Annotated in this window: 16 protein-coding genes; 3 read left to right on the forward strand and 13 right to left on the reverse strand. The window is 64.0% G+C overall.

Annotation, left to right across the window (positions count from 1 at the left end):
* Positions 1 to 132: 132 nt before the first annotated feature.
* Both CLV78_RS07285 and CLV78_RS07290 read right to left on the reverse strand, forming a co-directional pair.
* Positions 133 to 846 (reverse strand): sugar phosphate nucleotidyltransferase, encoded by a 714-nt coding sequence (locus tag CLV78_RS07285; protein WP_106204126.1) that lies wholly within the window; start codon positions 844 to 846, stop codon positions 133 to 135.
* Position 847: 1 nt separating this feature from the next.
* On the reverse strand, positions 848 to 1,108 hold the full coding sequence (locus tag CLV78_RS07290; RefSeq protein WP_146136653.1) for a hypothetical protein: 261 nt from the start codon (positions 1,106 to 1,108) through the stop codon (positions 848 to 850).
* An 884-nt stretch (positions 1,109 to 1,992) separates the two neighbouring features.
* Here CLV78_RS07290 and CLV78_RS07295 point away from each other — a divergent pair.
* Positions 1,993 to 2,541 (forward strand): hypothetical protein, encoded by a 549-nt coding sequence (locus CLV78_RS07295; RefSeq protein WP_106204128.1) that lies wholly within the window; start codon positions 1,993 to 1,995, stop codon positions 2,539 to 2,541.
* 116 nt (positions 2,542 to 2,657) lie between these two features.
* Positions 2,658 to 3,635 (forward strand): phosphoadenosine phosphosulfate reductase, encoded by a 978-nt coding sequence (locus tag CLV78_RS07300; RefSeq protein ID WP_106204129.1) that lies wholly within the window; start codon positions 2,658 to 2,660, stop codon positions 3,633 to 3,635.
* 19 nt (positions 3,636 to 3,654) lie between these two features.
* Here CLV78_RS07300 and ureG read toward each other — a convergent pair whose 3' ends face one another.
* The 11 genes from ureG to CLV78_RS07355 all read right to left on the reverse strand — a co-directional run bounded on the left by ureG (position 3,655) and on the right by CLV78_RS07355 (position 11,482).
* The gene (ureG, locus tag CLV78_RS07305; protein ID WP_106204130.1) at positions 3,655 to 4,266 is read right to left on the reverse strand and encodes an urease accessory protein UreG; all 612 of its coding nucleotides are present in this window, start codon (positions 4,264 to 4,266) and stop codon (positions 3,655 to 3,657) included.
* Positions 4,267 to 4,284: 18 nt separating this feature from the next.
* Positions 4,285 to 4,923, reverse strand: a complete 639-nt coding sequence (locus tag CLV78_RS07310) for an urease accessory protein UreF (RefSeq protein ID WP_106204497.1) — start codon at positions 4,921 to 4,923, stop codon at positions 4,285 to 4,287.
* Positions 4,916 to 5,410, reverse strand: a complete 495-nt coding sequence (locus tag CLV78_RS07315) for an urease accessory protein UreE (RefSeq protein WP_106204131.1) — start codon at positions 5,408 to 5,410, stop codon at positions 4,916 to 4,918. Before CLV78_RS07315 ends, CLV78_RS07310 begins: the two co-directional genes overlap by 8 nt.
* Positions 5,411 to 5,476: 66 nt before the next feature.
* The gene (locus tag CLV78_RS07320; protein WP_106204132.1) at positions 5,477 to 6,097 is read right to left on the reverse strand and encodes a hypothetical protein; all 621 of its coding nucleotides are present in this window, start codon (positions 6,095 to 6,097) and stop codon (positions 5,477 to 5,479) included.
* A gap of 484 nt (positions 6,098 to 6,581) precedes the next feature.
* Positions 6,582 to 8,291 carry an urease subunit alpha gene (gene ureC, locus CLV78_RS07325; RefSeq protein WP_106204133.1) on the reverse strand — a complete coding sequence of 570 codons (1,710 nt, stop codon included), beginning with the start codon at positions 8,289 to 8,291 and terminating at the stop codon, positions 6,582 to 6,584.
* Positions 8,292 to 8,308: 17 nt separating this feature from the next.
* Positions 8,309 to 8,641 (reverse strand): antifreeze protein, encoded by a 333-nt coding sequence (locus CLV78_RS07330; RefSeq protein ID WP_106204134.1) that lies wholly within the window; start codon positions 8,639 to 8,641, stop codon positions 8,309 to 8,311.
* A gap of 208 nt (positions 8,642 to 8,849) precedes the next feature.
* Positions 8,850 to 9,545, reverse strand: coding sequence for a hypothetical protein (locus CLV78_RS23615; protein ID WP_146136654.1), 696 nt, complete (start codon positions 9,543 to 9,545; stop codon positions 8,850 to 8,852).
* Positions 9,546 to 9,602: 57 nt separating this feature from the next.
* On the reverse strand, positions 9,603 to 9,908 hold the full coding sequence (locus CLV78_RS07340) for an urease subunit beta (RefSeq protein ID WP_106204136.1): 306 nt from the start codon (positions 9,906 to 9,908) through the stop codon (positions 9,603 to 9,605).
* Positions 9,905 to 10,339 (reverse strand): hypothetical protein, encoded by a 435-nt coding sequence (locus CLV78_RS07345; RefSeq protein WP_106204137.1) that lies wholly within the window; start codon positions 10,337 to 10,339, stop codon positions 9,905 to 9,907. Before CLV78_RS07345 ends, CLV78_RS07340 begins: the two co-directional genes overlap by 4 nt.
* 4 nt (positions 10,340 to 10,343) lie before the next feature.
* The gene (locus CLV78_RS07350; protein WP_106204138.1) at positions 10,344 to 10,646 is read right to left on the reverse strand and encodes an urease subunit gamma; all 303 of its coding nucleotides are present in this window, start codon (positions 10,644 to 10,646) and stop codon (positions 10,344 to 10,346) included.
* Between the two features lie 8 nt (positions 10,647 to 10,654).
* Positions 10,655 to 11,482, reverse strand: coding sequence for an urease accessory protein UreD (locus CLV78_RS07355; RefSeq protein WP_106204139.1), 828 nt, complete (start codon positions 11,480 to 11,482; stop codon positions 10,655 to 10,657).
* Between the two features lie 186 nt (positions 11,483 to 11,668).
* On the opposite strand from CLV78_RS07355, the gene pyrC reads away from it, so the two are divergent.
* The gene (pyrC, locus tag CLV78_RS07360; RefSeq protein ID WP_106204498.1) at positions 11,669 to 12,712 is read left to right on the forward strand and encodes a dihydroorotase; all 1,044 of its coding nucleotides are present in this window, start codon (positions 11,669 to 11,671) and stop codon (positions 12,710 to 12,712) included.
* Positions 12,713 to 12,767 lie beyond the last annotated feature (55 nt).

The following is a 12,767-nucleotide window of genomic DNA, read 5'->3' on the forward strand; positions in this document are numbered from 1 at the left end:
GCTCGCGAATGCCGGGCGAACCACCGCGCCGGACAACCTCAAGACGGATATCAAAGGGCAGGAAAGGCGGCGAGGACAGTGGCCCAAAACTGCGGCTGTTCGTTGCAGTCACTCTCGCGGATTGACGTGGTCTCATCCCGTCGAACGTGACTGCACTTCAGGACACAACGCAGCCTCGTAGCGCGCGATATCCTCGACGGTGGCAATGTCTATCGTTCCTTCCATAGACGAACAGGAATAGGTGCTTCCGGCCTCTATGGACAAGTTGACGGCATCCGGGGTTTCCAACTCCCCGCGCGCGCTTGGCGCAATCGTGGAGAGGTACTGCATGATATCGGGCGGGAACCTGTAGCCGCCAACCACCACGAGGTTCGAATCCGGCGCCTTTGGCTTCTCGACGATTCGTCGGACGTTTCCATGGGCGTTCAACTCCACGCACCCATATCGCTCCGGTTCTGGCGACCGCATAACCCCGACTGCCCCATCGCCCGGCGCCTCGAAAAGAGCGCGCACCGTGCCCGGTGAGAAAACATTGTCCCCATAGAGCATCATGAATTCATCTGAAACGTGATCCCGTGCGGAGAGAATTGCCGCACCTGTCCCTCCAAGGCCGATCTGATCAACAAACCGGAATTCCCCGGAGTAGTTCTTTCGGATGAAGTCCTCTATCTCGGCCGATCGGTACTTCACGACAAAAGTAATGTCGTTGATCCCGAGATTTAGAAGCTCCTCCACCGGCGATCTGACAATCTCCCGGTCTGCCACCTTTACCAGTGGTTTTGGCAGGACATCCGTGAGCGGTCGCAAGCGGTTGCCGCGCCCGGCACAAAGCACGACTGCTTGCAAGTCAGCCTACCTTCCTGATGTAGTTCCTCACGGCCTCGAGCACATTGGCGCCATGAAGTTCCTTCCAGGCGCCATAGCCGAACTGGGTATTGACGAGTTGCCGCTCTATAAGGAGGGCGATTTCACCCCCAGGATAAGCGTTCCCGGATACCTCTTGAAGCCTCCGCTTCCCCAGGACAACGGCTCCCTGCTGCTCTCTCAATCTCTCCACGAATGCTTCGATGTCGGACCAATCACCCACGTATCCGCCCTCCCACGCCATGAAAAACAACACCTCGCCAGTTCGTCTGGCAGCTCAACCCACAAGAAAACCGCGAGGTCAGATCTCAAATATATTTTTCTTTCAACGCACTGTCGATTGCGCTTTATAGAATTGGGCCTGACCTAAAGTCTGCCATCTACCTCCTATTTTCCGTAGCCAGCTCTGGATTTTCACCGAAGTGGCCAGTGCCCCTTTCCGAATCGCGGACCGGAAGGAATCCGTTTGTGGAGAGACTCCGGTATGGCCTTGTCGGGGTTCTGGTGGTGTCCGGGAGCCTGTCTGGCTGGTGGGAATGGGCCCAGCCGCACCCGGCGAGCCTTGGAATGCTCACGTCGCAGGGACTGGAAGCGTACCGGCCGGACAAACGATGCGGTCATCGCCTCTCCGGCCGGGTGTCCCCTCCCTGGACCTCGGTGTCAGCTGTGGCTGGCATGTGTCCGGACCACTCGGTCCGGTTGCGGCAGCCACCCCTGAAATCCTTTGCCGGTTTTCCGGCGCCGCCCACGCGCGACCGTGGCGGGTCACAATCTGATTGAGTGCATTCGTGATGGTCCCATGTTCCGTGGAGACAGGCATCAGTTCCCGCGGCGTCCGCGGCGTTCCGATTTCTGTCCGGCAACACAGGCCGAACCGCACGCAACCAGCACATATTCAACGGTCGCACCTGCCGATTTCCGGGTGAAAAATGGTCAATGCGAGCCGCGTTCGCGAAACTTCAACACCTATCCGTGAGAAATATCCAGCAAAAATTTCCGCGTGTTTGATTTTTTGACCTTTTTCAGCCGGTTGCCGAAGAACTGGGCCAGTTACGCCGGGCGGACACCACCAGCAGATTGCCATGTGAATCTTGCCGCCGTATCGGTGACCAAATGGAAGGACATACCATGACCGATGCCCCCGCCACGGCGACACTCCATTGTCAGGGGCTGACATTCCGCGACGACCCGCGCCTCCTGTCCGCGCGGGAACGCGAAGAGATCTCTGAGGGGCCGGCGCCCGGAAGCCTGTCACATGCTGCGCTTGGAACTGCGCGACCGGGCGATCGGATCCTGGTCTTTGGCTCCGGTGCGGGATTAGTACCGGCTCTGCTGGCCGGCCGACTCGGTGTTCGGCGGCTGGGCATTGTCGAACCATCGGAGGCGCGGCGCGGCTACCTGGCCGATCTGGCCCATCGCAACCAGCTTGTTCGACTGAGCGTGCACGAGGGTATCCCTGATGCTCCCGCCGCGAGCATGATTGTGGCCGACATCGAACGGCTCGGCCGGCTTCCCGCCAATGCTCCCTGGTCGGGCCTCCGGGCGGCCACCTTGCAGGTTTCGGAGGATTTCACGCTGGTTTCAGCGGTTTTCACCACAATGAGTGACGCCGGCCTCACCTATTTCCCCAAGCGTTCCTCTGGCACTGTGCTGACATTCCTGAGAAAATGGCACTGAGGCCCCGCGAAACGCCGCCAAATGCACTCGGTCGCTACCCAATTCGGCCTCAATTCGAGTAGAAACGGGTGAGGCCAACCGCACCGATATTGCCAGACGGAAAGGAAGAGCCCGCCATGCCCGACAGCCTCCCACATACCGCACGTGCCCCGATCGCACACGCGGATTGGGAACGCCTGCTCGACGAGCATGGCGCGGAGCACGGCTATCACAAGCGGCTCGGGAACAGCCACGGCGCGCTCTTTACCGAGGATGACGACATCCTGATCGTCACTTTCGAGCCGGCGGAGGCCATCCGAGCCGCAAAAGTCCCACTGCCATTCGGCCTCACGCTGGCCGGTCGGAAGGGCTGGTCGCATCTCGGGCTCTATTGCGAAGGTGAAACCTTCTTCCGCGACGATGCAGTCTTTGCCTATTTCGACGCGCTCGTCGACGATGGCTTCTTCGACCAGTTCAGCCGCGTCGTGTTCTACGGGGCGGGCGCCTGCGGCTATGCCGCCGCGGCCTTTTCCGTGGTGGCACCGGGCGCCGAGGTCGTGCTTGTCCGGCCACTTGCGACGCTCGATCCCGCGCTGACGGAATGGGACCGGCGGCATCCGCGGCAACGCAGGACGGATTTCTCAAACCGCTACGGATACGCGCCGGACATGATCGAAGCTGCGGAAAACGTGACGCTGATCTACGACCCGCAGGTCATCGAGGATGCCATGCATGCGGCGCTCTTCGAGCGGCGGGACGTGCTGCGGCTGAAGACCCCGGGCCTCGGCCACGCGCCAGAGGAGCCACTGACGCAGATGGGTGTTCTTGCGCCGCTTCTGCTCGCAGCCGGCAAGGCGCCCGTGACTGGGGAGGTGTTCTTTGGCCTCTATCGACGGCGCTTCGAAGATCTGGGCTACCTCGCGCGGGTTTTGACGCGGCTCAAGGCTGCCAACCGGATCTGCCTGATGGGCATCTGGGCCCGCGCCGCGCTGGAACATGTCGAGTCGCGCGGCCTTCGCGCCGTCCTCGCCAAGGTGGAGCAGCAACTTGCAGCGGAGGGTCGCAGCCTGCCTCCGCCACACCGCGGCAGCTCGAAAACAACGGCGAGCGCCTGACGCCCACCGGCGGCAGGCGTCATAGCCCGCCCTCCCGCACGATGAACTCCGCGATCTGATCGACACCACCTCCGGTGCGCAGAGCGGCCATTACGTAGGGTCGGCCATTGCGAGCCGCCTGCGTGTCCGCCTCCAACCGTGCCCTGTCGACGCCGACATGGGCGGCGAGGTCGGTCTTGTTCACCACCAGCAGGTCGGAACGTGTCAGCCCGGGCCCCTTCTTGCGCGGAATATCCTGCCCGGCCGCCGTGTCGATGACATACACCGTCAGGTCGGCCAGTTCCGGGCTGAAGGTCGCCGCAAGATTGTCGCCACCGCTCTCCACCAGCACCAGGTCGAGATCGGGGAATTCCTTCACAAGCTCGTCAATCGCGGCGAGGTTGATGGAAGCATCCTCCCGGATCGCCGTGTGCGGACAGCCGCCCGTTTCGACGCCGCGAATGCGCTCGAGCGGCAGCACCTGCGCGCGCATCAGGTACTCGGCATCCTCGCTGGTGTAGATATCGTTGGTGACCACCGCCATCGAGTACCGGTCTCCGAGCGTGCGGCAGATCTGCTCCGTCAGCGTTGTCTTTCCGGCGCCAACCGGACCGCCGATGCCGACCCGAAGGGGGCCATTGGGGCTGGGCATGGGTGTGTCTCCTCGATCCTAGGTCTTGAACAGGCGCACTTGCTGGCTCTCGTGAACCATGGCGGCCATGTCGGCGCCGAAGCTTGCGCTGCCGATCTGGTCCAGCGTGGCCTCTGCGGCCTCTGCGGCCACTGCCGCGACAGGTTCATGCAACCGCCTCAACACCGCCTGCCCCTCTGTCTGGCCCAGTGGCACGAAGCGCACGGCGGCGGAAACAAGGTTGGACGTGAACGCATGCAGGTAGAGTGATGCCACGCGCGCCGGCGGCAGAGACAGGGTCGCGGCCGCGGCACCGACCGCCACCGGAAGCGCCATGGCGGGGCGCTCCGCACCGGTCAAAGCATTGACGGCACGGGTAAACGCGGCCCCCTGTTCCATCGTCTCCTGATGCCGTTCCTTCGAACTCGCCAGCGCCTCCGCCCGGGCTGCAAGCTCCTCCGGCGGCACCGTGCCTCGCATCGCGTGTACAAGCAGGATCGCATCCGCCCGCCCCGCCCCGAAGCGCAGCACCCCTGTCAGCCAGAGTTCCAGCTCTGCCGCCGAACTGACATCGCCTGCGGCGATCACCGCCTCCAACCCGTGGGAATACGCGTAGCTACCAACCGGGAAGGCAGGCGACATCCACTGCGTCAACGTCAACAGGTCGGCGTCACTCATGGGCGTGATCGTCGGAATGCGCATGTGTATGGTCGGGTCCGTGATCGTGCCCCATCGTGCGCCCATGCCCATATGCGCCACCTTCCGGGGAGAACGGTGCAGAGACCGGCGCCACGACGCCGCCGAGCTTGCGGACCATGTCGGCCAGAACGTGATCGTCACGGATCAGGAGCCGGTCGGCTTCGATCCGGCAGGGTGTGTGGCGATTGCCGATATGCCAGGCCAGACGGACAAGGTTCTCGCCGCGGATTTCCAGCAAAGGCTCAGCCGCGGCCTCCACGGCGATCCGGCCGCCATCTTCCAGAACCAGAGCATCGCCATCATCAAGCGACGTTGTCTCCGCAAGATCCACAACAACCGAGCCGCCACCAGCCGTCGCCAGCCGCTTGCGCCGCAGGAAGCGCCCGTCATAGTCCAGCCGAACCCGGTCCACGGCACCGGCAGTCGTCTGCCGGTCCACCGAAACTGCGCGCCCGAAGTCCTTCATGCTTCCCCTCACGTTCGCTGACACCCGAGAGAGCCTATCCGCTGCACCGCAGCAGGAAAAGGGGGATCAGGGATGCGCCAGCGTGAAGTGGTGTGGCGCGAAGGGCTCCGGGTCCGTGCCCTCGTCAATCCGCGCCATTTCCACCGAAAGTCCCAACGTCGGCAGGTGACTCAGCATGGAAGTAAACTCGCCCCCCTGCCAGCGATAGGTGATGAGGACCGGAAAGGCCGTGTAGGAACAGGCGCCGACCATCACCTCCGCCGTGTTGCCGGTTTGGACCGAGAGGTACTCCTCCTCCGACTCGGTGCCGTCTGCGAAGCGGTTCACCGCCACGACCTTGAACTCCTGCTCCGGCGACAGCGGAACCCTGTCGAACATATCGGGCGGGTAGCGGGTAGAGATCCGGGTCGGGCCCATCTCCCGATCGCCATCCATGTCCACTTCGTCGATGATGAAGACCCCGCCCATGGAGATCATGCGGAAATCGCCGTCGCCATCGGGGTAGCGGGTCGTTTCCTGCACCATGCCTTCGCCGATCCACTTCAAGGCAACAATGCTGCTGTCTGGATAGGTCACATAGGCCGACTCGCCGGCCTCCAAGGCGCTCCGCGTCGGACACTCCGCCCCGGTCTCGGCACCGGCAGCTGGCAGGGCGAAGAGCAAGGCAGATATCAATGGCGCACGCATGGAAGACCTTTCCCGAACGGATCCGGTTCCCGGCGACGCTAGCATGGCCCCTGGGGGAAGGCGAGCGGACCGGTCGGTCCGGGACTGATGTGCGGTAGACGTGCCGCACGATGTCCCTGCGGGCGATCCCCCAACAGGCAAGTTCTGGTAGCCCAGCGCGCTGAGCATCTCGATCTGCCGAAGTCGCCGATCGTACTGTGCGGACCGGCACTCCTACGTAAAGGTGCCAACCCTGGGCACCAAGTGTACATCGACAACGCTGATAGGTGGGAGCAGATCAGGCAGGCGGCCATGGCAAAGACCATGTTGCGTGGATCTCGGATCACCCGGCGCAACCACAGCATTGTCACATACCCCGGTTGCGAAACGCGGCCCGGCGGCGACATGACCGTTGCAATACGGACGAAAACGCCCTCCCTTCGACGCCTCACCAACCGACAATGCCGGGGGCAAGGTCAAATTTGGGCAATCCTCGCCCGCAGGCTCAGAACATGAAATACCGCTGCGCCATCGGCAATTCGCTTGCCGGTTCGCAGGTCAAAAGCTCTCCATTGGCCCGGACTTCGTAGGTTTCCGGGTTGACCTCGATCTGGGGCTTCGCGTCGTTCATCACCATGTCGGCCTTGCCGATCCCGCGGGTGTCGCCCACGGCCAGCGTGTCCTTGGCCAGCCCAAGCGAAGCGCCAATTCCCTCTGCCTGTGCTGCCGCCGAAACGAAGGTCACCGCCGAGCGCTCGACCGAACGCCCGAAGGCGGCGAACATTGGCCGGGTGTAAACCGGCTGGGGCGTCGGGATAGAGGCGTTCGGATCGCCCATCTGCGCCACGGCAATAGAACCGCCGAGGAGCACCATTTCCGGCTTCACGCCGAAAAAGGCCGGCGACCAGAGCACGAGGTCGGCGCGCTTTCCTTCCTCGATGGAACCGATGTGGCCCGACATCCCGTGCGCGATGGCCGGGTTGATCGTGTACTTGGCGACGTAGCGCTTCACCCGGACATTGTCGTTGTCGCCAATCTCGTCGGCCAGTCGGCCTCGCTGCACCTTCATCTTGTGGGCGGTTTGCCAGGTGCGAATGATCACCTCGCCGATCCGGCCCATCGCCTGGCTGTCGGAGGCGATGATCGAGAAGGCGCCCATGTCATGCAGGATATCCTCGGCCGCGATGGTCTCCTTCCGGATCCGGCTTTCGGCAAAGGCCACGTCCTCGGGGATCGACTTGTCGAGGTGGTGACACACCATGAGCATGTCGAGATGCTCTTCCAGCGTGTTGACGGTGTAGGGGCGTGTTGGGTTGGTGGAACTCGGCAGAACGTGGTTCTCCCCCACCACCTTGATGATGTCCGGCGCATGGCCGCCCCCGGCGCCCTCGGTGTGAAATGCGTGGATCGTGCGGCCCTTCATCGCCGCAACCGTGTTCTCGACGAACCCGCTTTCATTGAGCGTATCGGTGTGGATCATGACCTGCACATCCATCGCGTCGGCCACACTCAGGCAGCAGTCGATAGCGCCCGGGGTCGTGCCCCAGTCCTCGTGAAGCTTCAGTGCGCAGGCCCCCGATTTCACCTGCTCTTCCAGTGCGGCGGGAAGCGAGGCATTGCCCTTGCCCGCGAAAGCGAGGTTCATCGGGAAGGCATCGGCGGATTGCAACATGCGCCCGATGTGCCAAGGCCCCGGCGTGCAGGTGGTGGCCAGCGTGCCATGGGCTGGGCCGGTGCCACCGCCCAGCATCGTGGTCAGGCCGGAGTGCAAGGCGTCGTCGATCTGTTGCGGACAGATGAAGTGAATGTGGCTGTCGAATCCACCGGCGGTCAGGATTTTCCCCTCGCCGGCAATGGCTTCTGTCCCCGGGCCAACGACGATGTTGACGCCGGGCTGCGTGTCCGGATTGCCCGCCTTGCCGATGCGCGCAATCTTCCCGTCCTTCAGGCCGACATCCGCCTTGTAGATCCCGGTGACATCGAGGATCAGCGCATTTGTGATGACGGTATCCACAGCCCCCTCGGCACGGGTCGTCTGGGCCTGGCCCATCCCGTCGCGGATGACCTTCCCGCCACCGAACTTCACCTCCTCGCCATAGGAGGTCAGGTCGTTCTCGACCTCAATCACCAGGTCGGTGTCGGCGAGGCGCACGCGGTCCCCGGTCGTGGGGCCGTACATGTCGGCATAGGCAGCGCGGGTGATCTTGGCGGGCATGGCGGGTTCCCTCGTGGTCAGCTCTTGTCCACGTCTTCACCGGCACCGAGCCGGCGGACGTTTCTGTTGGTTTCTGCGCGAAGCGGGTGGATGGCGGCAGCCACGACCTGATCGGGTCGCTGCCCGGTCATGGCTGTGAACCCGGCGGCCATTGCCGAGGCGGCAAAGGCGGAAGGTTTCTCGGAGACCATCTTGTGTATCTCACCGCGACCCATCGGCCGGAAGCCGCACAATCGGTAGCTGCGATAGGCAAAGACGACATTCGCTTCAATGGCGAGCATCGTGGCTTCTATCCCGGTTTCAAGGAGATCACGGGAAAGGTCGGTTGCTTTGGGGGCCAGGCGGGTCATGCCACCCCCGAGAAAGATCTCAGCGACGCGGGCCTTTCGGATCCCGCACGGGGATCGGAATCGGCTGTGGAGCCGGAGCAAGCAGGCCGAGCAGGCGGTCGATGAGAGAAAGCAGACGCATGAGAGGCGATGTCCTGCAAGTTTTGACTGCTTCCTAACGTAACCCTCGCGCCGGCAGGCGCAAGGGCTTTGGCAAAATGGTTACACCTCACGCGCCGTCTTTCTTCGTATCCGCTGCCGGGGTGGCGGATTTCCGCGCCCGTGTCGTCGTCGTCGCAGCAGCTTTCCTGGCAGGAGCGCGCTTTCGCGTGGCCGCCTTCGGCGCCGAATCGGATGTCGGGGCCGTGGCCTTCACAGTGGCAGCCTTTGCGGCCTTGGGCTTGGCGGTGGTGGCCTTCGCGGTGGCCGGCGACGCAGCGGCCTTGGCGCGTGGCGCGGGCGTCTTCGCCGGGGCCGCCTCGGAGACCGGCGCAACCGCCTTGGTCGTGGACTCCGGGGTCCGGGGCTTGGAGGGGGCACGACGGCGCGGTGCAGGTTTGGCCTTCGGGGCATCAACCGGCGCCTCGGCCTTCGCTGCGGGCTTGGCAACCGGCTTCGCCTCGGGTGTCACCGGCACCAGTTTCGTCACTTTGGCCGTCGGCCGCGCGGCCTTGCGTGCCGGTGCCTTTGCGGTCTTCGGCGCTGCCGTGGGTTTGGTCGCCGGTACGGCCGCCTGCGTCGTGGAGGCCAGCCCTGTCGGCGAGAACATCTGCATCACGGCAGGCCCCGGAAACAACATGCTGCTTGTCACGCCATCGGCCATGCCGAAGGACATCCGCATCATTTCCACCTGCAACTCGGCGGTGCGGCTCCACATCGCCATTCCGGTTCGCCAGTAGTCGATCGGCGTCATGTACTGAATCATCTTTCGAAACTCCTTGAGGTGCGGCTCACTCGCCGCCATTCCGGCCGTGGATTCCTGCTATAGGTCCCCCATCACGGCCTGGTTGAAACCGAATACCCGCCGGTCGCCTGCAAGCGGCACCAGCGCCACTTCGCGACTCTGTCCGGGTTCGAATCGCACCGCCGTGCCGGCGGCAATATCGAGGCGCATTCCCCGCGCCTTCTCCCTGTCGAAATCCAGCGCCGAGTTGGTCTCGGCGAAATGATAGTGGCTGCCCACCTGAACCGGCCTGTCGCCGGTGTTGGACACCATCAGCATCAGAAGCTCGCGCCCCTCGTTCAGGGTGATCTCTCCGTCCGCCGTCATGACTTCACCTGGGATCATCGCTCGCGCTCCTCGTCTGTCTTTTCGGGTTGCATGGCGACCGCTTCGGTCACGGCACGCAGCGTTTCTTCGGTGTCGGCATCCGGTTCGACGTGATCGCGCATGCTGCGCCGTTCCTCGATCCCGCCGTCCCAATCGTCGTCGTCGTCGCCCATCGCCCCATCAGGATCCCGCATCAGCGTGTAGAGGTCGGCGCCGAAATACCCGAGCATGCCGCCCGCCACCGCGAGGTAGGCCGAACTGTTGCCACCGACGAGCGCGGTGCCAATGGCCGCCAGCAGCAGCAGGAAACCGAAGGTGAGCACCCGGAAGTCGCCCTCGTCGAGCTGGAATTCAACCTTCGCCACATCGACGATCAGCCGTTTCACGTAGGGCTCGGCGTAGCTGACGAGGAAGCCTCCAAGCAGGGAAAATATGAAGCTTGCGAACATCGGTCTACCGGAGCGGATGATGCACGGTGACGAGTTTCGTGCCATCTGGGAAGGTCGCCTCAACCTGCACCTCGTGGATCATCTCCGCGATCCCGTCCATGCATTGATCGGCCCTGACCACGCTGGCACCGGCTTCCATCAGGTCGGCCACTGAACGGCCGTCCCGCGCGCCCTCGACCACGTAGTCGGTGATCAGCGCAATCGCCTCCGGGTGGTTCAGCTTCACGCCCCGCTCAAGGCGGTTCCGGGCGACCATTGCCGCAAGGCTCACCAGGAGCTTGTCTTTTTCCCTCGGGGTCAGGTTCATCTCGGTCCTCAGTTCTGCCAGACGCGCGGCGGGACCGTGCCTCTGAAATGTGTCACCAGTTTTACCAACGCCTTGCGCAACGGCCACGCGTCGCCAGCCATGAGCCGCACAAGACAGCGTCCGTCCCAGGCGGAGGCCGCCGCTGTCACGCCGCCGCAATCCGGCAGCACCGCCCGCACCGGCGAAAGCGCATCCTCGGCCCCCTGCGCCAGCAGCGCGAGAAGGGCCACGGCCCGCGCGCCGCCGAGTAGAGCAGGATTGTCACGACCTGCAAGGCAGGATGTATCCATACGCACCGGGTCGATCAGGACCGGTCGGCCACACCGTCGAACCTCACGGCGATCGGACAGCCAGAGGTCTTCCACGGTCTCTCCCATCGCGGCGCGGCCCAGCACCAGCGTTTCGCAGAAGAGCACCTTCGCATCGGCTGCCAGATCCAGCCGGGTGGTACGGTTCAACGCGGAGCGATCAAACAGGATGGTCTCCTGCGGCAGCCAGTCGAGCGAGGCGCCTTCGCCCACCGCCATGTGGCACCGCACCTCGGCAGCGCCACCGGACGACGCATAGGCCCGTTCGGCGGTCTGCGTTGTCGCCGTGGCCCGCGCGCCCGCGCCGAGCGTCAGTTCGTACTCCAGCCTGTCACCCCCGGTCAGCCCGCCAGCCGTGTTCAGGAAAACGGCTTCGGGCTCTCCGGGCACCTTGGGGAGCATGACCTTGGCGCAACCGGACTGGTGCAGATCCGTCAGACGCGTCCGGCCATTCGACACGGCAAAGCCAACTGCGCCGCGCCCGCGGGCGCGCTGCATCGGTGTTTGGACTGGTCCGTGATCGAACATGTTGGCTCCACAAACTTGCGGCAACCTAGCGAGACGACGCCAATGCTGCAACGCGGCATGGGTGTATTTCGCCGTTGCGGTGCACATTATCCCGCTCATTGCCTAAAATTCGGGCGTCTGATTTCAGACCGCATCGCCAAGGCCGCTCTGGCGCTCGTCGGGTGGCTGGGCTACTCCGGCACTGCCATGACACAGACCCTGACGCTCCGCCGCCCCGATGACTGGCACCTGCACCTGCGCGATGGCGCAATGCTGGAGGCCGTGCTCCCCGAGACCGCCCGCGATTTCGCACGCGCGATCATCATGCCGAACCTCGTTCCGCCTGTTGTGACCTCCGCGGATGCGACCAGCTACCGGGAACGTATCCTTGCCGCCCTGCCAGAAGGCATGGACTTCACCCCGCTCATGACCCTCTACCTGACAGAGGCGACCGACCCCGCCGACGTGATTGCCGCCCACGCATCCGGCCTGATCTCCGCTGTGAAACTCTACCCGGCCGGCGCAACAACAAACTCCGCCTCCGGCGTGCGGGACTTCGACAAGGTCCGCGGGGTGCTTGAAGCAATGGCCGAGGCCGGTGTCCCGCTGTGTGTACATGGCGAGGTAACCCGTGCGGAGATAGACATCTTCGACCGCGAGGCCGTATTCATTGAAGAAGTGCTGGACCCGATCCGTCGCCGCACCCCGGGCCTGCGCGTGGTCATGGAACACATCACCACCGCCGATGCCTGCGCCTATGTCAAGGAAAGCGACGGTTCGCTGGCGGCGACAATCACCACGCACCACTTGATGATCAACCGAAACCATCTGCTCGTGGGCGGGATCAAACCGCACTACTATTGCCTGCCTGTCGCCAAGCGTGAATCCCACCGCGAGGCGCTCGCGGCGCTGGCAACTTCCGGGTTCCGGTACGTTTTCCTCGGCACCGACAGCGCACCGCATACGAAGGACACCAAGGAGTGCGCGTGCGGCTGCGCCGGTGTCTTCTCCGCCTCTGTCACCATGCCCTGTTTGGCGCAGGTCTTCGAAGAGGCCGGCGCCCTCGACAGGCTGGAAGGGTTTACCTCCCTCAATGGTCCGGCCTTCTACCGAATGCCGGTCAACGAGGACACCATCACCCTGACGAAGGGAGCCGCACTGGAGATCCCTGCGCCGCTGCCAACCGGCGACGGGCCGGTCGTGGTCTTCGACCCCGGCAGGCCGGTACATTGGCACGTCCAACGCGCCTGACCGCTCCGATGGCTCAGGCGTCCCACGAGGGGCGCTTGCCGCTCCGGGCGCGCGC

Origin of the sequence: Aliiruegeria haliotis (assembly GCF_003003255.1) — a bacterium.
GTDB classification, from domain to species: Bacteria; Pseudomonadota; Alphaproteobacteria; order Rhodobacterales; family Rhodobacteraceae; genus Tropicimonas; species Tropicimonas haliotis.